The 22,653-nt window shown below is 47.6% G+C and carries 22 protein-coding genes, 23 tRNA genes, 1 rRNA gene, 1 pseudogene and 1 other annotated feature; of the genes and pseudogenes, 45 read left to right on the forward strand and 2 right to left on the reverse strand.

Going from position 1 to position 22,653, the window contains the following annotated elements; translation table 11 throughout:
• Positions 1–9: 9 nt before the first annotated feature.
• From rrf to F6I03_RS00140, 29 genes and pseudogenes are all read left to right on the forward strand, one after another.
• A 5S ribosomal RNA gene (gene rrf / locus F6I03_RS00005) occupies positions 10–125 on the forward strand.
• A 7-nt stretch (positions 126–132) separates the two neighbouring features.
• A tRNA-Val gene (locus F6I03_RS00010) sits at positions 133–205 on the forward strand.
• Positions 206–213: 8 nt separating this feature from the next.
• A tRNA-Lys gene (locus F6I03_RS00015) sits at positions 214–286 on the forward strand.
• Positions 287–293: 7 nt separating this feature from the next.
• Positions 294–375: transfer RNA gene (locus F6I03_RS00020), tRNA-Leu, on the forward strand.
• 12 nt (positions 376–387) lie between these two features.
• Positions 388–460, forward strand: a tRNA-Thr gene (locus F6I03_RS00025).
• 3 nt (positions 461–463) lie between these two features.
• Positions 464–535: transfer RNA gene (locus F6I03_RS00030), tRNA-Gly, on the forward strand.
• A 22-nt stretch (positions 536–557) separates the two neighbouring features.
• Positions 558–643 (forward strand) — tRNA-Leu (locus F6I03_RS00035).
• A 14-nt stretch (positions 644–657) separates the two neighbouring features.
• Positions 658–731, forward strand: a tRNA-Arg gene (locus F6I03_RS00040).
• Positions 732–733: 2 nt separating this feature from the next.
• Positions 734–807, forward strand: a tRNA-Pro gene (locus F6I03_RS00045).
• A 5-nt stretch (positions 808–812) separates the two neighbouring features.
• Positions 813–885, forward strand: a tRNA-Ala gene (locus F6I03_RS00050).
• A gap of 15 nt (positions 886–900) precedes the next feature.
• A tRNA-Met gene (locus F6I03_RS00055) sits at positions 901–974 on the forward strand.
• 16 nt (positions 975–990) lie between these two features.
• Positions 991–1,064, forward strand: a tRNA-Ile gene (locus tag F6I03_RS00060).
• Positions 1,065–1,081: 17 nt separating this feature from the next.
• Positions 1,082–1,171, forward strand: a tRNA-Ser gene (locus F6I03_RS00065).
• Positions 1,172–1,185: 14 nt separating this feature from the next.
• Positions 1,186–1,258: transfer RNA gene (locus F6I03_RS00070), tRNA-Met, on the forward strand.
• A gap of 12 nt (positions 1,259–1,270) precedes the next feature.
• Positions 1,271–1,343 (forward strand) — tRNA-Asp (locus tag F6I03_RS00075).
• Positions 1,344–1,359: 16 nt separating this feature from the next.
• A tRNA-Gly gene (locus tag F6I03_RS00080) sits at positions 1,360–1,430 on the forward strand.
• 6 nt (positions 1,431–1,436) lie between these two features.
• Positions 1,437–1,510: transfer RNA gene (locus F6I03_RS00085), tRNA-Ile, on the forward strand.
• 14 nt (positions 1,511–1,524) lie between these two features.
• A tRNA-Ser gene (locus F6I03_RS00090) sits at positions 1,525–1,613 on the forward strand.
• A gap of 18 nt (positions 1,614–1,631) precedes the next feature.
• A tRNA-Glu gene (locus F6I03_RS00095) sits at positions 1,632–1,703 on the forward strand.
• A 21-nt stretch (positions 1,704–1,724) separates the two neighbouring features.
• Positions 1,725–1,814 (forward strand) — tRNA-Ser (locus F6I03_RS00100).
• An 11-nt stretch (positions 1,815–1,825) separates the two neighbouring features.
• Positions 1,826–1,898: transfer RNA gene (locus F6I03_RS00105), tRNA-Met, on the forward strand.
• A gap of 20 nt (positions 1,899–1,918) precedes the next feature.
• Positions 1,919–1,991 (forward strand) — tRNA-Asp (locus F6I03_RS00110).
• A 12-nt stretch (positions 1,992–2,003) separates the two neighbouring features.
• A tRNA-Phe gene (locus tag F6I03_RS00115) sits at positions 2,004–2,076 on the forward strand.
• Between the two features lie 15 nt (positions 2,077–2,091).
• Positions 2,092–2,163 (forward strand) — tRNA-Glu (locus tag F6I03_RS00120).
• A gap of 154 nt (positions 2,164–2,317) precedes the next feature.
• Entirely contained in the window at positions 2,318–3,217 is a 900-nt protein-coding gene (gene mreC / locus F6I03_RS00125) for a rod shape-determining protein MreC (protein ID WP_224788476.1), read from the forward strand.
• Positions 3,195–3,731 (forward strand): rod shape-determining protein MreD, encoded by a 537-nt coding sequence (mreD, locus tag F6I03_RS00130; RefSeq protein ID WP_070430375.1) that lies wholly within the window; start codon positions 3,195–3,197, stop codon positions 3,729–3,731. Before mreC ends, mreD begins: the two co-directional genes overlap by 23 nt.
• 572 nt (positions 3,732–4,303) lie before the next feature.
• Positions 4,304–5,056, forward strand: a pseudogene (locus F6I03_RS09800) (amino acid ABC transporter substrate-binding protein); the annotation flags it as partial.
• A 48-nt stretch (positions 5,057–5,104) separates the two neighbouring features.
• Positions 5,105–5,728 (forward strand): amino acid ABC transporter permease, encoded by a 624-nt coding sequence (locus F6I03_RS09805; protein ID WP_070430408.1) that lies wholly within the window; start codon positions 5,105–5,107, stop codon positions 5,726–5,728.
• Between the two features lie 16 nt (positions 5,729–5,744).
• Positions 5,745–6,416: an amino acid ABC transporter ATP-binding protein gene (locus F6I03_RS00140; protein WP_070626274.1), complete on the forward strand. Its 672-nt coding sequence runs from the start codon at positions 5,745–5,747 to the stop codon at positions 6,414–6,416.
• A 78-nt stretch (positions 6,417–6,494) separates the two neighbouring features.
• Here F6I03_RS00140 and F6I03_RS00145 read toward each other — a convergent pair whose 3' ends face one another.
• A complete protein-coding gene (locus F6I03_RS00145) occupies positions 6,495–7,625 on the reverse strand; it encodes a PTS transporter subunit EIIC (RefSeq protein ID WP_070430377.1) in 1,131 nt (376 codons plus the stop codon).
• Between the two features lie 150 nt (positions 7,626–7,775).
• Positions 7,776–9,152 carry a CitMHS family transporter gene (locus F6I03_RS00150; RefSeq protein WP_070430378.1) on the reverse strand — a complete coding sequence of 459 codons (1,377 nt, stop codon included), beginning with the start codon at positions 9,150–9,152 and terminating at the stop codon, positions 7,776–7,778.
• A gap of 323 nt (positions 9,153–9,475) precedes the next feature.
• Here F6I03_RS00150 and F6I03_RS00155 point away from each other — a divergent pair, with 323 nt between their 5' ends.
• The 16 genes from F6I03_RS00155 (at position 9,476) to F6I03_RS00225 (ending at position 22,574) form a co-directional block, all read left to right on the forward strand.
• Positions 9,476–9,814 carry a hypothetical protein gene (locus F6I03_RS00155; RefSeq protein ID WP_070430379.1) on the forward strand — a complete coding sequence of 113 codons (339 nt, stop codon included), beginning with the start codon at positions 9,476–9,478 and terminating at the stop codon, positions 9,812–9,814.
• Positions 9,815–9,840: 26 nt separating this feature from the next.
• Positions 9,841–10,239, forward strand: a complete 399-nt coding sequence (locus F6I03_RS00160; RefSeq protein WP_070430380.1) for a biotin/lipoyl-containing protein — start codon at positions 9,841–9,843, stop codon at positions 10,237–10,239.
• Positions 10,240–10,259: 20 nt separating this feature from the next.
• On the forward strand, positions 10,260–11,378 hold the full coding sequence (locus F6I03_RS00165) for a sodium ion-translocating decarboxylase subunit beta (RefSeq protein WP_070430381.1): 1,119 nt from the start codon (positions 10,260–10,262) through the stop codon (positions 11,376–11,378).
• Between the two features lie 15 nt (positions 11,379–11,393).
• A complete protein-coding gene (locus F6I03_RS09900; protein ID WP_371325720.1) occupies positions 11,394–11,522 on the forward strand; it encodes an OadG-related small transporter subunit in 129 nt (42 codons plus the stop codon).
• A gap of 54 nt (positions 11,523–11,576) precedes the next feature.
• Positions 11,577–12,602, forward strand: coding sequence for a [citrate (pro-3S)-lyase] ligase (gene citC, locus F6I03_RS00170; protein WP_168160459.1), 1,026 nt, complete (start codon positions 11,577–11,579; stop codon positions 12,600–12,602).
• On the forward strand, positions 12,592–13,191 hold the full coding sequence (citX, locus tag F6I03_RS00175) for a citrate lyase holo-[acyl-carrier protein] synthase (protein WP_070430383.1): 600 nt from the start codon (positions 12,592–12,594) through the stop codon (positions 13,189–13,191). The genes citC and citX overlap by 11 nt, the downstream gene beginning before the upstream one ends.
• Positions 13,175–14,560: an oxaloacetate decarboxylase subunit alpha gene (locus tag F6I03_RS00180; protein WP_070430384.1), complete on the forward strand. Its 1,386-nt coding sequence runs from the start codon at positions 13,175–13,177 to the stop codon at positions 14,558–14,560. The genes citX and F6I03_RS00180 overlap by 17 nt, the downstream gene beginning before the upstream one ends.
• Before the next feature lie 42 nt (positions 14,561–14,602).
• Complete coding sequence (citD, locus tag F6I03_RS00185; protein ID WP_070430385.1) at positions 14,603–14,896, forward strand: citrate lyase acyl carrier protein; 294 nt, start codon at positions 14,603–14,605, stop codon at positions 14,894–14,896.
• A complete protein-coding gene (locus F6I03_RS00190) occupies positions 14,893–15,786 on the forward strand; it encodes an aldolase/citrate lyase family protein (RefSeq protein WP_083290508.1) in 894 nt (297 codons plus the stop codon). Before citD ends, F6I03_RS00190 begins: the two co-directional genes overlap by 4 nt.
• Entirely contained in the window at positions 15,783–17,324 is a 1,542-nt protein-coding gene (gene citF, locus F6I03_RS00195) for a citrate lyase subunit alpha (protein ID WP_070430387.1), read from the forward strand. The genes F6I03_RS00190 and citF overlap by 4 nt, the downstream gene beginning before the upstream one ends.
• A gap of 107 nt (positions 17,325–17,431) precedes the next feature.
• Positions 17,432–19,135 (forward strand): triphosphoribosyl-dephospho-CoA synthase CitG, encoded by a 1,704-nt coding sequence (gene citG / locus F6I03_RS00200; protein ID WP_083290505.1) that lies wholly within the window; start codon positions 17,432–17,434, stop codon positions 19,133–19,135.
• Positions 19,136–19,191: 56 nt separating this feature from the next.
• Positions 19,192–19,263, forward strand: a sequence feature (ribosomal protein L21 leader region).
• A gap of 14 nt (positions 19,264–19,277) precedes the next feature.
• A complete protein-coding gene (gene rplU, locus F6I03_RS00205; protein WP_067971788.1) occupies positions 19,278–19,586 on the forward strand; it encodes a 50S ribosomal protein L21 in 309 nt (102 codons plus the stop codon).
• A gap of 2 nt (positions 19,587–19,588) precedes the next feature.
• A complete protein-coding gene (locus F6I03_RS00210) occupies positions 19,589–19,924 on the forward strand; it encodes a ribosomal-processing cysteine protease Prp (RefSeq protein WP_070430388.1) in 336 nt (111 codons plus the stop codon).
• A gap of 22 nt (positions 19,925–19,946) precedes the next feature.
• A complete protein-coding gene (rpmA, locus tag F6I03_RS00215) occupies positions 19,947–20,231 on the forward strand; it encodes a 50S ribosomal protein L27 (RefSeq protein ID WP_070430389.1) in 285 nt (94 codons plus the stop codon).
• A gap of 74 nt (positions 20,232–20,305) precedes the next feature.
• The gene (locus F6I03_RS00220; RefSeq protein ID WP_070430390.1) at positions 20,306–21,331 is read left to right on the forward strand and encodes a class I SAM-dependent methyltransferase; all 1,026 of its coding nucleotides are present in this window, start codon (positions 20,306–20,308) and stop codon (positions 21,329–21,331) included.
• A 55-nt stretch (positions 21,332–21,386) separates the two neighbouring features.
• Positions 21,387–22,574 (forward strand): acetate/propionate family kinase, encoded by a 1,188-nt coding sequence (locus tag F6I03_RS00225; protein ID WP_070626278.1) that lies wholly within the window; start codon positions 21,387–21,389, stop codon positions 22,572–22,574.
• The last annotated feature ends 79 nt before the right edge of the window (positions 22,575–22,653 follow it).

A 22,653-nucleotide genomic window follows, 5' to 3' on the forward strand; every position in this document is an offset into this window, starting at 1 on the left:
AAAAAATTGTGCGGTGGTAATGGCAAGAAGGTCACACCTGTTCCCATGCCGAACACAGCAGTTAAGCTTCTTAGCGCCGAATGTAGTTGGGGGTTGCCCCCTGTGAGACTAGGACGCTGCCGTGCAATATCTGGAGAATTAGCTCAGCTGGGAGAGCGTCTGCCTTACAAGCAGGATGTCGGGGGTTCGATCCCCTCATTCTCCATAACTTATGATTCGTTAGCTCAGTCGGTAGAGCATCTGACTTTTAATCAGAGGGTCGGGAGTTCGAGCCTCCCACGGATCATCTATATGCGGGTGTGGCGGAATCGGCAGACGCACCAGATTTAGGATCTGGCGCCGCAAGGCGTGGGGGTTCAAGTCCCTTCACCCGCATTAAGTTAATGAGCCGGCTTAGCTCAGTTGGTAGAGCATCTGATTTGTAATCAGAGGGTCGAGGGTTCAAGTCCTTTAGCCGGCATATGCGGAATTAGTTCAGTGGTAGAACACCACCTTGCCAAGGTGGGGGTCGCGAGTTCGAATCTCGTATTCCGCTTTTGCCAGACATGGTAATCCGCGCCGGGGTGGCGGAACTGGCAGACGCACAGGACTTAAAATCCTGCGGTGGTTACACACCGTACCGGTTCGATTCCGGTCCTCGGCATTACATTTTTATAGGCACCCATGGCTCAACTGGATAGAGTACCTGACTACGAATCAGGCGGTTGCAGGTTCGAATCCTGCTGGGTGCATCCGGGAAATAGCTCAGCTTGGTAGAGCACTTGGTTTGGGACCAAGGGGTCGCAGGTTCGAATCCTGTTTTCCCGATAGATGGGGGATTAGCTCAGCTGGGAGAGCGCCTGCTTTGCACGCAGGAGGTCAGCGGTTCGATTCCGCTATTCTCCATTGAAATTTTATATTGGCGGTGTAGCTCAGCTGGCTAGAGCGTCCGGTTCATACCCGGGAGGTCATGGGTTCGATCCCCTTCGCCGCTATTATTTTAAACGACTTGGACCTTTAGCTCAGTTGGTGAGAGCAGACGGCTCATAACCGTCGGGTCGTAGGTTCGAGTCCTACAAGGTCCATACCTTTTAAAAAATATGGAGGATTACCCAAGTCCGGCTGAAGGGAACGGTCTTGAAAACCGTCAGGTGGGTCAAACCACGCAAGGGTTCGAATCCCTTATCCTCCTTTTACTAATAATATCGCGGAGTAGAGCAGTTGGCAGCTCGTCGGGCTCATAACCCGGAGGTCGCAGGTTCGAGTCCTGCCTCCGCAATTTAAATTTAATGGTCCCGTGGTGTAGGGGTTATCACGCCTGCCTGTCACGCAGGAGATCGCGGGTTCAATTCCCGTCGGGACCGTAATTTTTTTATCAATGCGGGTGTAGTTTAGTGGTAAAACCACAGCCTTCCAAGCTGTTGTCGCGAGTTCGATTCTCGTCACCCGCTTTATATGGGCCTGTAGCTCAGTTGGTTAGAGCGCACCCCTGATAAGGGTGAGGTCGATGGTTCGAATCCATTCAGGCCCATTACAACTTAATATGGAGAATTACTCAAGAGGCTGAAGAGGACGGTTTGCTAAATCGTTAGGCGGCTTATCGCCGCGCAAGGGTTCGAATCCCTTATTCTCCGTTTTGTGTTATTAACTTAGGCCCGTTGGTCAAGCGGTTAAGACACCGCCCTTTCACGGCGGTAACACGGGTTCGAATCCCGTACGGGTCATTGCTTAACTTTGATATATATGGAGGATTACCCAAGTCCGGCTGAAGGGAACGGTCTTGAAAACCGTCAGGTGGGTCAAACCACGCAAGGGTTCGAATCCCTTATCCTCCTTTTACTAATATCGCGGAGTAGAGCAGTTGGCAGCTCGTCGGGCTCATAACCCGGAGGTCGCAGGTTCGAGTCCTGCCTCCGCAATTGCGAGCATATATATACTTGGTCCGGTGGTGTAGGGGTTAACATGCCTGCCTGTCACGCAGGAGATCGCGGGTTCAAATCCCGTCCGGACCGTTTTTATTTTGAGGTCCAATAGCTCAGTTGGTAGAGCACTTGATTGAAGCTCAAGGTGTCGGCAGTTCGACTCTGTCTTGGACCATTACATGCTAAAACTGGCCCGTTGGTCAAGCGGTTAAGACACCGCCCTTTCACGGCGGTAACACGGGTTCGAATCCCGTACGGGTCATTGTTAAAGGTTGGGAGATCTCCCAACCTTTATTTTTTTAATTGGGATTTCTCTTGCTTTATTGATTGTTAGCCTAAAGTTAGCTATAATTATGTAATGTAATAGCATACAAAATTTGATTGAATTGAAGGGAAAGATAAGTTTGCGGCAGTTTTTGAAAAAAAGAAAATTGATAGTGCTGCTTGTGAGTATCATGACCTCCCTGAGTTTAATATTTTTCTCGGTCTTTGGTAGTCATGAAACCCCTAAGCCTATTTCCTGGATGAATGACTTAACAGCTGTCGTCGGCAGAGCCGTATCGTCGCCAGGCAATTTCGTTATGAACTTTGGGGATTCGATAAGTTCCCTAAAAAATACCTATGAAGAAAATCAATCCTTGAAAAAACAAATTGGTGTCCTCCAAGACTTAAAGGTGCAAAATGAAAGCTTAAAAGCTGAAAATAAAGAACTCAATGATCTCTTAGAAATTAAACCCACCCTAGTGGATAAGAAAGTGATCGGAGGGAATGTGATTGCGCGTTCTCCTGACTTCTGGGTGGATTATATTACCATTGACTTGGGCTCGAATAATGGTCTGACAACGGACATGTCGGTGATGAGTGCTAGCGGTTTGATTGGCCGAATTGTGGAAGTCAATCCGACGAGCTCTAAAGTTCAATTATTAACTTCAACAGCTAATAAGTCGATGGAAGTAGCTGCAAGTATCCAAATTAAGGACCAGATCGTCCATGGGGTTATCAAAGAGTTTGACCGCAAAGAACAGGAACTCATCCTCAGTCAGGTCGCCCAAGATGCTAAAATCAACAAAGGGGATATGGTAACGACCTCGGGCCTGGGCGGCGTCTCACCTGAAGGGATTATCATTGGTGAAGTGGTTGACGCCAAGATGGACGAATTTGGACTCTCTCAGAAGGTTCGCGTCAAGCCAGCTGCAGACTTCGATGATATTCGCAAGGTCTTCGTTGTTGTTCAAGATGAAGAGGCTAAGCAAGCTAGGGAGGCTGCTGAGGAAGAAGAAGGTGAGGCTTCAGATGAAGATTCAAGCAATGACTAATTATTTCCGTCGCCGCTTTGCCTTGCCCATTCTCTTATTTCTGATTTTATTACTGGATGGCTCCCTTCAGGTCATGCTCTTGAAAAATCTAGGTGAGGTCAATTACTCGATGACCTCCTCACTGACTATCATTGCGCTGACTATTCTCAGTATTTATTGTGAACGGGTCAACCTCCTTTACATATCGGCTATCGTTTTAGGTTTTATTTTCGATACGTATTACTCGCGGGTATTGGGCGTTAATCTCTTTATCATGCCTTTAATTTGTTTTACGACCCGGTATTTTGCCCAACACTTCCGCATTAATTTCTATAGTGTCTGGTTTTGGACCATGATTGTCTATATGAGCTATGGCCACTTGATTTATTTTATTTTTTCCATCTTCAATTTAGAAAAACCCCAGTACGGGATCTTTCTCTTCCAGCATCTTCTACCTTCCATCTTATTCAATGGGCTGATGGCTTTTATCTTGAATTATTGCTTGGAGAAATTTGCTGATTGGATTAATAAATAAAAAAGGCTTGCAAATTTTTTAGACTTCGTTATAATAGGACTAAGTAAAAATAAAAGCAATGATTGGAAGAGGTCATCTGAGACTTGTCAAGAGAGATTATGTTTGCTGGAAATAATCCAAGTCTGATGTCTACACACCCATGAGCTGGTAGCTTACCCGTGTTTGAGCGTTAATCAAGTGTAAATTTTACACGCTGAGATAGTCTATGTGAGTAGGCTATGAATAAAGGTGGAACCACGTAATTGACGTCCTTTCGTATCATACGAAAGGATTTTTTTATTAATAGATAACAATGATAGTGATAGGAAGAAATCTAGAATGACCTCCACAGAGAGCTAGGTAAGCTGAGAGCTAGCAGGGTCCCCTAGATGGCACAACCTTGAATTGCCAGTCGGAAATGGCTGGCCGTGGGGGAGCGTTAATCCTTGTGTCAGTTCGTCTGACATAGTGAGGCTAGGCATGTGAATGTCTAGCGAATAAAGGTGGCACCACGTCTTCCACGTCCTTTAGCGATTGACTAAAGGACGTTTTTATTATGATCAAATAAAGAAAGGATGAGTCCCATGAAAAAAATGCTAAAATTAAGCAGTCTAGCTTGGCTGCTAGCTCTAATTATTCCCTTATTCACTGTCTTCTCAAGCCCTGTGGAGGCCAAGGCAGACCATTATGTGATAGGATTGGATGATACCTTCTCCCCGATGGGCTTTCGGGATAATGAGGGAAATTTAGTCGGTTTCGATATTGACCTGGCTCGGGCAGTGGCTGAGCTCAATGGCTGGTCGATTGATTTTCAGCCCATTGACTGGTCGATGAAGGAGACCGAGTTGAATACGGGGAATATCGATATGATTTGGAATGGTTTTGGGATTACCCCTGAGCGGGAGAAGCAATTCCTCCTGACCGAACCCTATATTGATAGTAAGCAAATGATTATTACCCGTGCCGATGATCCCATCGATGACCTGGAAGACTTAGCTGGAAAGAAAGTTGGTAGCCAAAGTGGCTCAACCACAGCGGAAGAAATGAAGACCTGGCCCAATAATCTTTACCAGCGCTTAGATGGCCAGCCTGTGCTTTATCCGTCTTACAATGAAGTCTTTGCCGACTTAGATGCGGGACGGATCGATGCCATTGCGACTGGAACCATCTATGGGCTCTACACCCTCCAGCAGCGTCCAGAAGGCCAGTACAAATACTTCGTCAATGAGGAATATGTCGAACCCATGGCGGTGGCCTTGCGCAAGGAAGATACCCAGTTAAAGGAAACGATTGACCAGAGTATCCAAACGTTGAAAGAGAATGGCACTTACGATGAGATTTATGATAAGTGGTTCGCTGGTGACCAGACGGCTGACCGGGGGAACTCTCTCGTGATGACAGTTCTCCCTTCCTTACTGTCAGCCTTCAAGATGACTTTCCTGATCTTTATTGTTGTCCTAGTACTCAGTATCCCTATCGGTTTCTTGATCGCTATTCTCAGGGTCTTTGGGCCTAAGTGGTTGCAAGCTTTGATTGAGGCCTATGTCTTTGTGATGCGGGGCAGTCCATTGATGTTACAATTGATGGTTTTCTTCTTTGGTTTACCTTATATTGGCTTGAGTTTAGACCGCTTTACTGCAGCTATTTTCGCCTTTGTCATTAACTATGCCGCTTACTTTACTGAAATCTTCCGCGGGGGGATTTCCTCTGTGCCAGATGGCCAGTTTGAAAGCATTAATGTCCTAGGGATCGGCCACGTCCGAGGCTTTAGACGGATTATCCTGCCCCAGGTCATGAAGATCGTCATGCCATCGGTCGGTAATGAAGTGATTTCATTAGTCAAGGATACCTCTCTTGTCTATGTGATCGGTCTGGGAGAACTCTTAAGGGCAGGTTCCATTGCCGCTAATACCTACGCGACGCTGACCCCTTATCTTCTCTGCGGGGCAATTTACTTACTCTTTACAGCCGTGGTAACCTTCTTCCTCAAACGACTCGAAGGCCGCATCGACTGGTAGTAGAAAGGAGCACAAGATGGCTTTATATGTAGAAGGGCTCTCCAAGGCCTATAACAAGAACCAAATTATTGACCAGTTCACCTGCCAAATTGAAGGAGGGGAGATTGTTATCCTCCTCGGCAAGTCAGGGACTGGGAAGACAACCTTTATGCGTCTCATTAATAACTTAGAAAAAGCGGACCAAGGCAGTATCCGCATCAATGACCAATACCTCTGCCAAGCAAGTGAAGGCGGCGCCCGTTATTTAAGTAAGGCCGACCAACGCGCCTACCAGAATAACCTCGGCATGGTCTTCCAGGACTTCCAATTATTTCCCAATTTTACGGTACTGGAAAATTTGATGGAGGCGCCTTTAGCGCAAAAACTAGCCAGTCCTGAAGCCATCCAGGCCCAGGCCTTGGACCTCCTAGCCAAGGTTGGCTTGTCCGATAAGGCAGAGGTCAAACCCTCAACTCTGTCTGGGGGCCAAAAACAGCGGGTGGCGATTGCCCGGGCCTTGATGTTGAATCCAGATGTGATTTGTTTTGACGAACCAACCTCAGCTTTGGACCGGGAGTCGGCCAACCAAGTGGGCGCCTTGATCCAAGAACTCGCGGATTCTGGCCAGGCGGTTCTGATTGTTACCCACGATACGGAATTCGGTCGTGAATACGGGACACGAATCATCTCTTCAAGCGACTTTAAATAAACTATAAAAAGCAGGATCTATCTCCTCTATTGGGAGCTAGGTCCTGCTTTTAAACTTTATGCGGGTGGAAATGAGGCCTTAGTCAGCCACAATCTCATTGACGTCTTCTTCAGGTAAATCGTTGAAGGGACGGAAGTAGACGAGGGCAAAGGCCACACCAAAGGAAATCGCAATGGAAATCAAGCAATTGACCAGGTTGGACATGTCCCCGTCTCGACTGATAAAGATCGGTAAGGCTGCGATACCGGGGTTGGCAAAGGCATAGGCATAAACCTGGCTAATTCCAGCATAGAGGCCTCCTGCCAAGCCACCGAGAATGGAAGCAATCAAGACGGATTTGATGGGGATGGCTACCCCGTAGAGTCCGGGCTGGGAAACCCCCATAGCAGCTGTTACACAGGCGGATAAGTTGTATTGCTTATAGCCAGAGTGCTTGGTCTTGAAGAAGACAGCAAGGACGGCTCCTGACAAAGCCATGTTGGCTGCTAGCATACCGGGGTTAAAGAAAGTATCCGTACCGGTTGCTGCAATGGTCTGCGTTACGACTGGGAAGAGGGCGTAGTGGGCTCCAAACATGACCACGAAGAGGCCAAAGCCTCCTAGAAGGGCAGGGACTAGCCATTCCGCTCTGGAGCTTAGGAAGTCGACCAGAGCCACTAAAGCGTCGCCTAGGACTGTTCCGAGCGGGCCCAAGACCGAGATCCCGAGTATACAGGTTGACAGCAAGACGAGGACGGGAGCAAATACCCCGCGTACGATTTCTGGAATGACCTTGTACCAGAACTTCTCAATATAGGCCTGGGCAAAGGTGATCAGGATAATGGGAATCACTGAGCTCGGATAGTTACCTGGGGGAAGGGGGATACCAAAGAAGTCAGCGCTCCCATCATAATTGGCCAGTTCACTGGTGATTTCCGGATGGAGCAGGAAGGCCGCTGTCGCCATGGCCAGGATTTGGTTGGCACCAAAGACCTTGGCCGCAGAATGGGCGAGTAGGATAGGAAGAAAATAAAAGACAGCATTGGAAATCGAATTGAGGATAATATACTCCGCTTTGCCTTCCTGGATTAAAGAAAAGCTATGCAAGAGGATGGTAATCCCTTGGAGAATACCTGCTGCTGTTAGACCGATAAGAATTGGAGCAAAAATTTCTTTAATGGCATCGAGAATTTTATCCAAAAAAGAGAGTTCTTCTTGACTTTCAGACATGTCTTGTCCTCCTTTAATGTATTTTGACTCATCTTAAGTATATACCATGAATCAGACAGGATGGCAAAAAAGAAGGGCTTTTTCAGTAAAAGACACAAAAAAAGCGTGAAATTTTTTCACGCTTTTTGAGTGTTTAGCTTTAGTGGACGCCTATTTAATGATAGGTGCTGCGCCAGTAATCGCGGCAACGGCGATAAAGATGATAAAGATACCGAGTGCCCATTTACCGGATTCTTTTTGCCATTCGCCCATATCCACTCCTGTTAAGTTGAAGAGCAGGTAGATGAAGGCAACCAGTGGACTGAGTAAGTGGAAGGCTTGACCGAGTAGGGAAGCCACCCCAATTTCCAATGCGGTATAACCGTATTGAGTCCCAGTTTGGTAGAGGACAGGCAGTACGCCGTAGTAGAAGGCATCGTTGGAGAGGAAGAAAGTGCCTGGTGCTGATAGCAAGGCAGTGATCAATCCCCATGCTCGTCCCCAGCTTTCAGGGATAATCGTCGTGAGGCTTTGGGCTAGGGCATCAGCCATACCGGTACCTGTGAAGAGGCCCATGAAGATCCCTGCTGCAAAGACTAGGATAACAACTTGGACAGCGTCCCCAGCATTTTCCTGGATCCGATTCTTTTGTTGTTTGAGGTCAGGGTAGTTAATAATCAAGGCCAGCACCGTTCCGGTTAAGAAGAGGAAGAGGGCTGGGAACCAACCAGAAACCAGGAAGAAGATCAAGGTGATCGTCATAATGAGGTTAACCCAGAAGAGCTTAGGACGTTTCATCGCCTGTTCTTCATCTGACTTAGCCGCGGTTAACAATTGAATATCTTCTTCTGTCAGTTCTTGGATACCGACCCGTTTACGCTCACGCATACCCAAGAAGATGGATAGGGCGAGGACATAGATAGCAGCAACCACCATACCAGGGGCTAGGGCCCGGATTACTTCTTGGTCATTTAAGCTCAGTACAGAGATTGCCCGGGCCGTTGGGCCACCCCAGGGTAAGAGGTTCATAATAGTATTCATTAGGATAATCAAAACAGCCAGGTTCATCATGCGCAGGTTGAGTTTCTTATAGATTGGGATGAAGGCCGTACATACGATTAAAGTTGTTGTCGTCCCATCCCCGTTGAGGGAAACCACCATGGAGATGAAGGCTGTGGCAAAGAGGATTTTGACAGGATCCCCTTTGGCAAAGCGGATCATCTTCTCCGTAATCGGATCAAACATCCCCGCATTCAGCATGATAGCGAAATAAAGGATAGCGAAGAGTAACATAATCCCTGTCGTGGCTGTTTGACCAACACCATCAACAGCGAATTCCCCGAGGGATGTAATTCGTTCGAAGAGACTCGGGTTATTAATAAAGGCATCTTCAACTTCCGGATTAGGAACCGGGAAGAGACCAGCTACAGCTGCAATTAAAGCAAAAATTAAAGGGATACCAATTAAAGCCGTAAAGGGCGACATTTTCTTTTTGATGATGACAAACATAAAGACGATAATCATCAAATAACTTAGGGCAGTTAACATATCATTTCCTCCTAGATCTTATGATCAGTATTCTTTATACAATAAAAACCAACAAACCTCCTTTGCTCATTTGTTCACATAAAGACCATTATAGATGATATCTTTTTCATTTGGCAAGTCTTCATATGAAGAATACTTAATTTAATTTAGATGATAAAGGATTGAAAGCGCTATTTCAATAGCAAAGAGGGATAAAACACCTAAAGAACATTTATGATAACGTTCACAAAAGCTTTCTGTTTAAATACAACGAAAAAACAACATGCCTTGAAAACTTTCGTTATAATCAAGTTAACAAGAAGTGATAAGAAAGGAGAGAGCTTATGGGATTATTTTCACGTATTCAGCATTTATTTCAAAGTAATGAGCCAGCTACTGAGCCCGCTGAGCCAGAAAGCCAGGCTGCCCCTGAGCCAGCCCCAGTCAAGACAGCTGACGATTGGATTGAACGGAGCGGCTTAGATCCTGAAGAAGCGCGTACCCTAGCTGCGATCGCTACAGCTTGTGTAACGGGGCCACGGTCTGATACTGTCTTTAGGATTAAGTCCATCGAAGCCATCGATCTGGACCAAGAATTAGCTGGTATCCTGACGGCTTGTGTGCTTGCCCATGACCAGGAAGATAGCCACTACCGTGTCAAACGTATCGAACGCATCTCATAAAAGTCAAAAATAAAGGAGAAATTATTATGTTAAGAAAATTCCGTGTCCGTTTAAACGATAAAGAATATATGGTAGAAATGGAAGAACTCACCCCTGGTTTTGAAGCGCCAGCCAATCCAGCACCAGCTAGTCCAGCGCCTGCCCCTGAAGCCCCAGCGGCTGAAGAGCCAGCGCCTGCTCCAGCAGCTGCACCTGCAAGCCAACCGGGTGCCGGAGAAGAAGTCACTGCCCCAATGCCAGGTACTATCCTGAATGTCTTAGTTCAACCAGGAGACAGCGTCGCTGAATCCCAAGCAGTGGTTGTGCTGGATGCCATGAAGATGGAAAACCAAATTGTAGCGCCTAAGGCTGGCCAAGTGACCTCTATCTTGGTTAAAGAAGGCCAAGCCGTTGATGTCGGTGACACCTTGTTCACTGTGGAATAGAATAGAAGGGGAGACAGATTATGGAAGCTTTATTACAGGGATTCCTGGCGATCACCTGGCAGCAGATTGTGATGATGCTGATCGGCGTGACGCTGATTTACTTAGGGATCAAGAAAGAATATGAACCAACACTTCTAATTCCCATGGGTTTGGGGACAATCTTAGTAAATATTCCCTTCTCAGGGATGATTACCCAACCGGGGGGCCCAGTCGGGGTCTTAGATGAACTCTTTAATTTTGGGATTGCTACGGAACTCTTCCCGCTCTTAATCTTTATCGGGATTGGCGCTATGATAGACTTCGGTCCCTTGCTGCAGAATCCGTCCATGCTCTTCTTTGGGGCAGCAGCCCAGTTTGGGATCTTCTTTACCATCTTTGTGGCTCTAGCAGCAGGCTTTACCCTCCCACAATCTGCTTCAATCGGGATTATTGGTGCGGCAGATGGACCAACCTCCGTCTTTGTTTCCAACCAGCTGGCCCCTGAACTCTTAGGGCCCATTACGGTTGCTGCTTATTCTTACATGTCCCTGGTGCCGATTATCCAACCACCAGCCATTAAATTGGTGACAACGAAGAAAGAACGTCAGATCCGGATGAAATACCGGTCAGAAGGAGTATCACAGACCACTAAGATTTTCTTCCCGATTATTATTACCATTGTGGCTGGCTTGATTGCTCCAGCGTCCTTACCACTAGTTGGTTTCTTAATGTTCGGTAACCTGATGCGGGAGTGTGGGGTCCTAGACCGCCTCTCCGACACGGCTCAGAATGAATTGGTCAACTTGATTACAATCTTACTGGGGATTACCATTGCCTCAACCATGACGGCAGAAGCCTTCCTCAACTTGCAGACCCTGATGATTATTGCCTTTGGTTTGGTTGCCTTCATCATGGACTCGATTGGGGGCGTCCTCTTCTGTAAGCTGATCAATATTTTCCGTAAAGAAAAGATCAACCCAATGATCGGCGCAGCAGGGATCTCAGCTTTCCCTATGTCTGCTCGGGTTATTCAAAAGATGGCAACAGAGGAAGATCCACAGAATTTCGTTTTAAACTATTCAATTTCAGCCAATGTTTCCGGACAAATCGGTTCGGTCGTTGCGGGTGGCCTGATTCTAGGTTACTTTGTTGGCATGTAGAGGGAGGTTATACCCATGAATGAAAATTTTGCACATGCATTTCAAATCCTTGTACTAGGTTGGGGAGGTATCTTTGTAGTCATGGCCTTCCTCTATCTAGCCGTCAAGGTTTTACTCAAAGTCTTCCCACCAGAAGATGAGTAATCGTTAAATAGTGAAGGACTGATTAGGATCGACTTAAAAATACAAAAACTTAGAGTGAAACGGTCAAGCTATGACCGGGCCCTGTGGTTAGACTTGCTCGACTGTGCGGGGCTTAAGGAAGAGAAAAACTTGGACGCGACTTACGGCTTATTTGACGGGGAAGACTTGGTTGGGACAGCTTCCCGCCAGGCCAATATTCTCAAGTGCCTAGCCATCCGTCATAGCTATGCTGGCGGGGCTGCCTTCCACCAGTTGATTTCCTTTCTCTTAACGGAGATCTACCAGGCTGGCTATGAAGAGGTGCTCGTCTTTACCAAGGCCAGTAAAAGAGAGAGCTTTGAGCACTTGGGCTTTAAGCTTTTAGTCGAGACGGAAGATGTTGCTTTCATGGAGCGGTCCCAGGCAGGTTTAGCGGCTTACCTGGCTGATCTGAAGGCCCAAGCGCCTTTCAGCGAGGGCCAGCGTCTAGGGGCGGTGGTAATGAATGCTAATCCTTTTACCAAGGGACACCGCTACCTAATTGAAGAAGCTCTTAAAGCGGTGGATGGGCTTTATGTCTTCGTCCTATCTGAAGACCAATCGCTCTTCGATAAGGCGACCCGGCTGAATTTAGTCCGCCAAGGAACGGCTGACCTGGACCAGGTCTATGTGGTGGAGACCAAGCACTATATGGTTTCCCAGGCGACTTTTCCAGCTTACTTCCTTAAGGCCGACCAATCTGCGGTGAAGGCCCAGGCAGCTGTTGATGCTCGATTATTCAAGGAAAAAATCGCTCCAAGCCTAGGCATCAGCCAACGCTTTGTCGGCGAAGAACCCTTAAGCCCAACGACAGACAGCTATAATCAAGTGATGGCAGAGATCTTTGCCCCTGAGCTCAAGCTCCAAATTATTCCCAGGCGGCATTTGGACCAGGCTGGGGATGTCATCTCTGCCTCCAAGGTCCGGGCCCTGCTCCTCGACGGGAAATTGGAGGCTGCCCAAGCCTACTTGCCGCCAGCAAGCCGAGCTTTTGTTGCATCGCAAGCAGGTCAGACCATGCTTGCTGAAAGAAAGGATCTGAGCCAGAGCCATGACTATTGATCGGGTACAAAGCCTAAGCCAAGCCTTACAAACTGGGCCCTTGTGCCAGCTAGAGGATGCCTTGGATGCCCGGGAGGCCCGGGCAGAGCTCCAGGAATCCTGGTTAAAGCAGGGGCCAGCAGGGGCGAGCTTGGTCGCTTTGAAGTTGAATATGCCGGGGCCCTATAAGCGCAGTCCCCTCAGCGACCAGGTCTTTGACTTGGCGCAGTCGGACCTGCGAGCATACTGCCTGCAGGCTTTTCCTGAGAGCCTGCTCAAGGAGGACAGCCGCCATACTCTGGCAGGTGAGGAATACTTTGCCCTTATCGATCGCCCGGTCGACCAGCTCAAGTCCAAGCTAGTAGAGCTAGAGGAAGACCAGGAGCTAGGCCGCTTAATGGACATTGACTGCCTTTATCTGGATGCAAACGGCCAGCAGCAAAGCTTGAGCCGGCAAGCAGTCGGCCTGCCTAAGCGCCAATGCTTTGTTTGCCAAGCAGATGCCAACCTCTGTGCTAGGAGCCGCAAGCATGATTTTGAGGAAATCTACCAGGCCATTGCCAAGATGATTGTAGAGGATGGGAGAATACACGATGAAGAAACCAATTAAAATTGTTGAGACCGTTCTCCGAGATGGGCACCAATCTTTAGCCGCGACACGCATGCGGACGGAACAGATGTTGCCTATCCTCGAAGAGATGGACCAAGCTGGCTATTATGCCTTAGAATGTTGGGGTGGGGCGACTTTTGACGCCTGCCTCCGTTATCTGAATGAGGATCCCTGGGAGCGTTTGCGCCAGATCCGTTCAGTCGTCAAAAAGACTAAATTACAAATGCTTTTAAGGGGGCAGAACCTCTTAGGCTACCATAACTACCCGGATGATGTGGTAGAAGCCTTCATTAAAAAAGCTATCGAGAATGGGATTGATATTTTCCGAATTTTTGATGCCTTAAATGATGTCCGCAACTTGGAAACCGCCATCCGCGCGGTGAAGAAGTACGGAGGCCATGCCCAGGGGACGATCTGTTATACAATTTCTGAAGTTCATACTGATGCTTATTACTTTGACTTGGTTGACCGTTTAGTGGCTCTGGGTGTGGATTCTATCTGCCTCAAGGATATGGCAGGTATCCTCACTCCGGCTCGGGCCGAAAGTCTCGTGACGGGCATTAAGGCACGGACCGACCTGCCTTTGGATATCCATACCCATGCGACAGCAGGCATTTCAGAAATGACCTATCTCAAGGCTGTGGAAGCTGGAGCAGATATTATTGATACGGCTATCTCCCCCTTCTCCGGCGGGACCAGCCAGCCAGCTACGGAAAGCTTACACATTAGTCTAGAGGAGCTGGGCTATGCGGACGGCTTGGATACAGCCCGTTTAGAAAGCATTGCCGATTACTTTGCTCCGATTCGGGATGAATTCCGGGAAGAAGGGATTATCAATCCTAAAGTGATGCAGACAGAACCCCGGGCCTTGCTCTACCAGGTACCAGGAGGGATGCTGTCCAATCTCTTGTCCCAGCTAACGGAAGCTGGCCAGGCTGATAAGTATGAAGAAGTCCTCCAAGAGGTACCCCGGGTAAGGGAAGACTTGGGCTATCCACCACTGGTAACGCCTCTCTCACAAATGGTGGGCACCCAAGCGGTTATGAATGTCCTAACGGGTGAACGCTATAAGATGGTTCCTAATGAAATTAAGGACTATGTCAAGGGACTCTACGGCAAGTCGCCTGCTCCAATCGCAGAAGAAATTCGTGAGCAGATTATTGGCCAGGAGGAAGTGATTGAAGGCCGGCCCGCTGACTTGCTGGAACCAGGTCTGGAAGCTGCCCGTCAGGAAAGTCAGGACTTTGCCCAGACAGAAGAGGATGTACTGAGCTATGTGGCCTTCCCCGCACAGGCGGAACATTTCTTGAAGAAGCGGCAGGATCCTTGGTACGATGTGCCGGTACAAGATGTGACCATTCAAATGTAATCTGATATCATTAAGTTAAAATAATTGAAGGAGGAAGACGCTATGGAATTACAAGATAAAGCGCAGGCAGGGACGATCGAGTCAAGCGATGTCCGGGTCACTGTCGAACCCGCTGATGACCGCCAAATTCAGGTGGATTCAACGGTCTATGCCCAATTTGGAGAAGCCATTGAGGCAACTATAGAAGAGGTTTTAGACCAATTAGAAGTGGATGGGATCAAGCTCTATGCTGATGACCATGGGGCTTTAGATTGTACCATCCGTTCACGGGTACAAACCGCTATTTTTAGATCAGTCAAGCAAAGTGAAGGATTACCATGGGGGACGAAACTATGAGAAGATCAGTAAGAAGAACAATGATGTTTCTGAATACCCAGCGTGCTTCTTTAGTTAAGGATCCATATGTCTATGGACCAGACTGTGTGATCTTGGACTTGGAAGACGCCGTATCAGAAAATGAAAAAGACTCTGCACGTATCCAACTCTACAATACCTTAAAATATTTGGACTATGGAGAAACTGAAATTTGGGTTCGGATCAACCCGCTGGATACCCCTTATTATAAAGAGGATATCCGGGCCGCAGTTGCCGGCCGATGCGACGGCATTCGGATTGCCAAGACGGAAAGTGCGGAAGATGTTCATATTGTCGAAGAACTCATTGAAAAAGCTGAAGACGAATTCGGCGTTGAAAAGGGCTCTACCATGATCATGGGAGCTATCGAATCACCAACTGCCGTTTTCAATGCCAAGGAGATTGCAGAGGCTTCTGAGCGGATGATGGGGATTGCCCTATCAGCTGGGGACTACCGCCGGGAACTCCACGCCCAAGTCACGGAAGGCGGGGAAGAGTTATTCGTGGCGCGGTCTATGATTCTTATGGCCGCTCGTGCAGCCGGTATTATGGCCTTCGATACGGTGTATACCGATGTCGATAATATTGAAGGCTTGGTTAAAGAGACCGAATTGATTAAGGATATGGGCTTTGACGGCAAGTCCTTAATCAGTCCTAAGCAAATTGCACCGGTGCACGATGTCTTTACACCCGGTGCCAAAGAAATTCGCCATGCCGAAAATATCATTATGGAACTTGAGGAAAATAAACGTAAGGGTGTCGGTGTCCTGGTCGTTGACGGTAAGATGGTGGATGTCGCCATGGTCGAAGGTGCCCAGCGTACACTGGATATTGCCAAGGCATCCGGGGTCTATAAGGGGGATTTAGCATGAAAAACGCAGTAGGACGTGACATACCAGAAGAATTACTAGCAGACGGGGTCGAAGTTTACCAAGGGGTCGACTACCGCCAAGGCTATGACTATCAGAAGGCAACACCCAAAACACGGGCCAATGTCTGCTCTGACCAATCCAAATTAGTTTCGCTAAAAGAAGCCATTGAAAAGACTGGCCTCAAGGATGGGATGACGATCTCCTTCCACCACCACTTCCGGAATGGTGACTATACCATGCCAACCGTGATGAAGGCTATCCATGAAATGGGCATCAAAGACCTCTATGTCTGCGCTTCCAGTCTAGGTAAGGCAGCCAAGGATATTGTGCCAATGATTGAAGATGGAACCATTACGCGGATTTCTTCTTCAGGGGTAAGAGATGAAGTTGGGGAAGCAATCTCTACCGGTAAGCTCAAGCATCCTGCTATGATCCGGACGCACGGAGGCCGGGTCCGCGCCATCGAAACCGGTCAAGTCCACATCGATGTGGCCTTCATCGGGGCGCCTTCTGCTGATGAATTAGGGAATGCTTCCGGTAAGGGGGGGCGGTCAGAATGTGGTGTCCTCTCCTATGCCAATGTGGATGCTGAATATGCTGACAAGGTAGTTGTCTTAACCGATACGCTCGTCCCAACACCTAACCATCCAGCTAGTATTTCTTCTATTTATGTGGACTATGTGGTGGAAATCGATGAAGTCGGTGACCCTAATAAGATCGCTTCCGGTGCCATCCGCCTGACAGATGACCCACGGGAATTGAAGATCGCCCAGAGTGCCGCAGAAGTGGTGGTCAATACCCCTTACTTTGAAGACGGCTATACCTTCCAAACGGGGGCAGGCGGCTCTTCACTCGCAGTGACGCGCTTCCTCAAGCCCTACATGGATGCTAAAGACATCAAGATGGGCTGGGCCCTAGGTGGGATTACGGAACCAATGGTCAATCTCCTAAAAGAAGGCTACATTGGGGCTATCCTAGATACCCAAGACTTTGATACCGCTTCAGTGGCCTCGGTTCACGAGACACCTAACCACTTTGAAATCTCAACTTCTGAATACGCCAATCCTTTCAACAAGGGAGCCTATGTTAACTACCTCGACTATGTTATTCTAGGGGCTTTGGAAGTGGACACAGACTTCAATGTGAATGTGGTTCAAGGTTCAGATGGTATGATCCAAGGAGCACCAGGCGGACACCCTGATACCTCTGCCGGGGCCAAGGTGACGATTATTGTGACACCTCTGGTAAGGAGCCGGATTCCTTCGATTAAAGACCGGGTAACTTCTGTCACCACACCAGGTGAAACCGTCGATGTTGTGGTGACCGATAATGGGATTGCCGTTAATCCTAAGCGTCAAGACCTGATTGAAAGCTTAGAGGCAGCCGGTGTTGAGCTCACAACGATTGAGGCCTTAAAAGAAAAGGCCTATGACTTAGTGGGGACACCTAAGGATCTCGAGTTCGATGATGAGGTGGTTGCCCTCGTAGAATACCGTGATGGCACCATTATTGATACAATCAAGAAGATTAAAGAATAAGGGTAAGCAAAAAAATAAATTTAATTTTCCTAGCAGATGTTTCTGCTAGGTTTTTCATTTATAATGAAGACAAGAACATGCTTTTAGAGAGGTGAAGAGGTGATAAGATGGCAGGAAAAGATCGCTTAGTCCAGTATTGCCGGACAGAAAGTCAAAAGGGTGGGAAGACACTCAGTCAAATTGTTTATGAAGGGCTTAAAATGGTGATTCTCGATGGGACCATTCCTGTCGGTGAGCGGATCAATGAGAAGCTTTATGCCGATTCCTTGAATATTAGCCGAACCCCTATCCGGGAAGCTTTGCGCCGGACGGAGGAAGAAGGCCTGGTGGAGTATATCCCCCAACATGGTTATATTGTGAAGAATATCAAGCCAGAAGATATAGCAGAAATCTACCAATTAAGGAAAAGCTTGGATACCATCGCTACCATCAATGCCGCCAAAAGAATGGGTGACCAAGAATTTGCTGAATTAGAAGCAATTTTGAACCGGGGGGAAGCCGCTTATAGTGGGGCCAGCTTGGAGGGGCTGACGAGTTCCTGGAAGGGTTTTAATGAATATATCTATGCCCATGCCCAGATGCCCCGCCTGCAGAGTATTGTCTCGACCTTGTATGAATACCTCAGCCGTTTTCGGGCCTTATCGATCAATGACCGTCAACGGCGTCGAGCGGCCTTAGATGACCACTGGGTGATTTACCAATATATGAAGGAACAGCGCTTTGATAAGCTAGAAGAGGTGATCAGTAAGCATCTCTCAGTTTCAGAAAAACATATTCGTTTAGCTGTGGAAAGAGAGAGCCAACAGACCAATGCGAAAACGACTGGAGCAGCTGATGACCTGGTCCTTGAAGAAGGGCTCAAGCCTAGCCTTGCCCAATCGAAGGCCATCAAGTCCAAGGATGAGACCCTGCTCCTAGCCCAATTTGCAGAGCAGGGGGTCTTGCGAGAAGTCATGCTCTGGCCTAAGCCAGGTTTAGTGGACCCAAGGAACAATGGGGCCCATGATGATATGACGCCCAGGCTCTTTGTCGAGAGTTCAACAGCACTTTTTCCTTATTTTATCCAGGCTGCCCAGTTGGGTTATGACGACCAGAGTCCTAAGACTCTCTTCCAAGCCTTGCGTCAGGCAGGGATTGAAGCGGAGAAGGATATGTTCCAAGCCACGGCTGGGGTCAATACCCACAAAGGAATTGTTTTTTCCATGGGGATCTTTCTCGCGGCGACGACAGCTGTTATCGTTACCCATGGCGATATCGACCTAGTCAAAGCAGCTGACCTTAAAAAAGAAAAAAGCTTAGGCTATACTGACGATAAAAGAAAAGTGATGGCAAGCATCCAGACCATGATTCAAAATATGACCCAGGGCCTGATAAGTAAGGACTGGGCAAAGCTTGACCAAAAGGACCACTTGACCCACGGGGAGCGGATGTTCTTAGACTATGGGATTAAGGGAATCCGCCAAGAAGCTGAAGCTGGCTATCCGACTTTAATCATGGCTGGCCTAGACTTCCTGGAGGCGATGCGGTCCATACACCCAAGAACAGCCGAACACCGACTCTTGCTTTACCTGATGGCCCGGGTTGAAGATACCAATGTTCTCAAAAGAGGGGGGATAGAAGGCTATCACTGGCTACGCCTGACTAGCCGCCAGCTCCTCGACCGAGACCTGTCTGACCACGAATTGATCCAAGAACTTAAGGCCTTCAACCAGGCCTGTATCTACTACAATGTCAGCCCTGGGGGGGCCGCTGATCTGGTCGCGGTGGCGCTTTACCTGGAAAAATTAATGGCACGAATTATTTTTAAATAAGGCTTGACCCTGATTCGATAAAATGGTATTATTATAGCGTTGTATTTCTGTGACCACCAGATCTGCAACCGCTCATCGTAAGCATTCAAGTGCTTAAGCCGCTTACCGTGGCGAGTCTAAGTTATTTAAGGAGGTGCGTTACATGTACGCAATTATCAAAACAGGTGGAAAACAAGTTAAAGTTGAAGAAGGCCAAACAATCTACGTTGAAAAATTAGACGTTGAAGCTGGCGAAAAAGTCACTTTTGACCAAGTTGTCTTCGTTGGAGGCGACCAAGTTAAAGTGGGAACCCCTCTTGTTGATGGGGCAAGTGTTGAAGCTACAGTTGAAAAACACGGCCGTCAAAAGAAAGTAACAACTTTCAAATACATCAAGAAGAAAGATTCACGTCGCAAGCAAGGTCACCGTCAACCTTACACTAAATTAACCATCAACAGCATCAATGCTTAAGCATGATTAAGGTTAAATTTAAAGAAAATCAAGACAAGCACTTTGTGAGCATGGAGATTTCTGGCCATGCCCTAGCTGCTGATCCTGGAAAAGATGTTATTTGTGCGGGGGTTTCGGCCCTAAGCATTGCTTTAGTCAATAATCTTGAGCGCATGGTAGGTATCCAAAGCCTGGTCGAATCCGATCCTGAGGCGGGTTATCTCTATGTCGAACTTCCCCAGGGACTGACAGCTGAACAAAGAGCACTCGCTGATATCTTATTCAAGCAGTGCCAACTGGCCTTGAAGGAGGATATCGCAAGTAATTATCCAGACTATGTCCAATATGTCCAAGGATAAGTTAATAAAGGAGGAAGCTCACATGTTACAAATGAATTTACAATTCTTCGCCACCAAAAAAGGGGGCGGTTCAACTTCCAATGGTCGTGATTCAGAAGCTAAACGTTTAGGTGCTAAACGTGCTGATGGCCAAGAAGTATCTGGCGGTTCGATCCTTTACCGTCAACGCGGAACTAAAGTACATCCAGGGATCAATGTAGGTCGCGGTGGCGACGATACATTATTTGCACTTGTGGATGGCGTGGTTCGCTTCGAACGCAAAGGCAAGAACAAGAAACAAGTTTCTGTTTACCCAGTAGAAGCTTAATTACGAACAAACATATCCGGTCGATTCTACTTTGAAGGAAGGGGAATCGACCTTTTTTATTAAGGAGGGTTAACGTGTCAACTGAACATATCCAAGCAGCCTATGATCAGCTCAACCAAGCCAACCAGGTCATGATGGAGGCCCTAGACTTCTCCTATACGGAAGCCTGGCATGAGAACCTACAAAATATTGCCAATGGGGTCCTCCAGGTGGTCGATGGCCAGCCGGATGCTGAGACTGCCCAAAAGATCCAAGCACTCTATGACCAAATCAAGTGGACGGACTTTTCAGCGAGCGAGCGCCTACAAGTCCTCCAACTAATCTTTTTGGAGGCTGAGCGTCAGGACCAGCTCCAAGCCAACCACCAGATGACGCCACCAGGGATTGCCATCTTATTGACCTACTTTGCGAATCGCTTACTCCAGACAGGGGGGCAGGCCAAGCAGGAGACGCTTAAGCTCTTTGATCCAACAGTAGGGACCGGCAACCTCCTCTTGATGCTAGAGCGAGGCCTGGAGGAGGCTGGCTACCATGTGGCATCAGCAGGCTATGACAATGATGACTTACTCTTGGCTATCGCTGACCAATCCTTTAAATTTATGGACCGCACAGCCCAACTCTACTACGGGGATGTCCTCCAGAACCTGCTCTTGGAACCGGTAGACTTGGTCGTAGCTGACCTGCCCGTTGGCTATTACCCGCTCGATGAACGGGCTAAGGCTTTTAAAGCCAATACCATGGACCAGGGAAGCCCCCATGCCTATGCCCATTATCTGATGATCGAACAGAGTCTGAACTATATGAAAGAGGGGGCATGGGGCATCTTCCTTGTACCCACCCAGATCCTCCAGGAAGACTATTCGGCTCAATTGGTCCAAGCTATTGCTCAAAGTGGCTACTTCCAGGCCTTCTTGAATCTACCGGCGGGGCTCTTCCGCCAGACCAAGGCCCGCAAGTCTGTTCTCCTGGTGCAAAAGCAGGGGCCAAGAGCCAAACAAGCTGAAAACGTCCTCATTGGTGATATACCTGACCTAAAAGACCAAGAAAATATGGAGAAATTTATAGACAGTTTTAGCAAGTGGAGCCAAGACGTGTTATAATAAAAGTGTCGTACCTAGTTGTACCATAATAAAAACTTATGTGAGGAGAAAAAGTATGTCAAAAGTTTTTGCAATTAATGCAGGCTCATCAAGCTTGAAATTCTCAATCTATGAAGTGCCTTCTGAAGAAGTCATTTCATCAGGCTTAATTGAACGGATTGGATTAAATGATTCCATCGTAACGATTAAATTCAAGGGGGAAAAGCATGAAGAAACCCTCGATATTGAAGACCACGAAGTTGCGATTAACCACTTACTTAAAAAATTAGAAGAACTCCAAGTGATTGAAAGCTTCGACGAAATTGCAGGCTCTGGCCACCGTATCGTGGCAGGGGGCGAACACTTTAAGGATTCTGCCTTACTTGATGAAGCAGATATCCAAAAGGTTGAAGAATTGGCTGATTTTGCCCCTCTACATAACCCAGCAGAAGCTAAGGTTATCCGTGCCTTCCAAAAAGTCCTACCTGGTAAACCAACTGTTGGTGTCTTCGATACTTCCTTCCATACCACCATGCCAGAAAAGGCTTACCTCTATTCTGTGCCTTTTGAATACTATGAAAAACACCAAGCTCGCCGTTATGGGGCCCATGGGACTTCTCATAAATATGTAGCGGAACGTGCTGCTGAACTAGAAGGTAAGGATATCAAAGACTTGAAGATCATTACTTGCCATATCGGTAATGGCGGTTCCATTACAGCTGTTGATGGCGGCAAGTCTGTGGATACCTCAATGGGCTTCACCCCTCTTGCAGGGATTACCATGGGGACACGTTCAGGGGACGTTGACCCTTCCTTACTCCAATACATCATGGAAAAAGAAGACCTCAGCATGGATGAAATGATCACCATCTTGAATAAGAAATCTGGCCTTCTCGGTATTTCTGGTGTCTCTTCAGATATGCGTGATGTGGAAGCAGCTGCAGCTGAAGGTAATGAGCGTGCCCAAGTTGCCTTAGATATCTACTATGACCGTGTACGTAAATATGTGGGGGGTTACTTGACTGTTCTCGGTGGCGCCGATATTATCGTCTTTACTGCCGGCGTGGGTGAAAACTCAGCTTCCTTCCGTGAAGAAATCTGTAAGAACATGGAATGGGCTGGCATCAAGCTCGATAGCGAACGTAATGATACCCGTGATGAAGCGAAGATTTCAGCGGATGATTCTAAGGTAGCTATCTGGACGATCCCAACTGATGAAGAATTAATGATTGTCCGTGATACCGTACGATTAGGTAACATTTAAGCTTTTAAGGCTTTAAAAGCGCGTTCTTGACTAACAATTAGTCAGAGGACGCGCTTTTTCTTTGAAAGCAAAAGAGACA

This window comes from Aerococcus sanguinicola (assembly GCF_008726925.1).
GTDB lineage: Bacteria > Bacillota > Bacilli > Lactobacillales > Aerococcaceae > Aerococcus.

Coding starts and splice junctions, on each gene's coding strand:
- F6I03_RS00210 (WP_070430388.1), top strand. CDS start 19,589: ATGATTAAGGTTAAATTTAAAGAAAATCAAGACAAGCACTTTGTGAGC.
- F6I03_RS00140 (WP_070626274.1), top strand. CDS start 5,745: ATGGCTTTATATGTAGAAGGGCTCTCCAAGGCCTATAACAAGAACCAA.
- rplU (WP_067971788.1), top strand. CDS start 19,278: ATGTACGCAATTATCAAAACAGGTGGAAAACAAGTTAAAGTTGAAGAA.
- F6I03_RS00225 (WP_070626278.1), top strand. CDS start 21,387: ATGTCAAAAGTTTTTGCAATTAATGCAGGCTCATCAAGCTTGAAATTC.
- F6I03_RS09805 (WP_070430408.1), top strand. CDS start 5,105: ATGACAGTTCTCCCTTCCTTACTGTCAGCCTTCAAGATGACTTTCCTG.
- rpmA (WP_070430389.1), top strand. CDS start 19,947: ATGTTACAAATGAATTTACAATTCTTCGCCACCAAAAAAGGGGGCGGT.
- F6I03_RS00180 (WP_070430384.1), top strand. CDS start 13,175: ATGAAGAAACCAATTAAAATTGTTGAGACCGTTCTCCGAGATGGGCAC.
- citX (WP_070430383.1), top strand. CDS start 12,592: ATGACTATTGATCGGGTACAAAGCCTAAGCCAAGCCTTACAAACTGGG.
- F6I03_RS00190 (WP_083290508.1), top strand. CDS start 14,893: ATGAGAAGATCAGTAAGAAGAACAATGATGTTTCTGAATACCCAGCGT.
- F6I03_RS00165 (WP_070430381.1), top strand. CDS start 10,260: ATGGAAGCTTTATTACAGGGATTCCTGGCGATCACCTGGCAGCAGATT.
- citD (WP_070430385.1), top strand. CDS start 14,603: ATGGAATTACAAGATAAAGCGCAGGCAGGGACGATCGAGTCAAGCGAT.
- F6I03_RS09900 (WP_371325720.1), top strand. CDS start 11,394: ATGAATGAAAATTTTGCACATGCATTTCAAATCCTTGTACTAGGTTGG.
- F6I03_RS00145 (WP_070430377.1), bottom strand. CDS start 7,625: ATGTCTGAAAGTCAAGAAGAACTCTCTTTTTTGGATAAAATTCTCGAT.
- F6I03_RS00150 (WP_070430378.1), bottom strand. CDS start 9,152: ATGTTAACTGCCCTAAGTTATTTGATGATTATCGTCTTTATGTTTGTC.
- F6I03_RS00160 (WP_070430380.1), top strand. CDS start 9,841: ATGTTAAGAAAATTCCGTGTCCGTTTAAACGATAAAGAATATATGGTA.
- citG (WP_083290505.1), top strand. CDS start 17,432: ATGGCAGGAAAAGATCGCTTAGTCCAGTATTGCCGGACAGAAAGTCAA.
- mreD (WP_070430375.1), top strand. CDS start 3,195: ATGAAGATTCAAGCAATGACTAATTATTTCCGTCGCCGCTTTGCCTTG.
- F6I03_RS00155 (WP_070430379.1), top strand. CDS start 9,476: ATGGGATTATTTTCACGTATTCAGCATTTATTTCAAAGTAATGAGCCA.
- citF (WP_070430387.1), top strand. CDS start 15,783: ATGAAAAACGCAGTAGGACGTGACATACCAGAAGAATTACTAGCAGAC.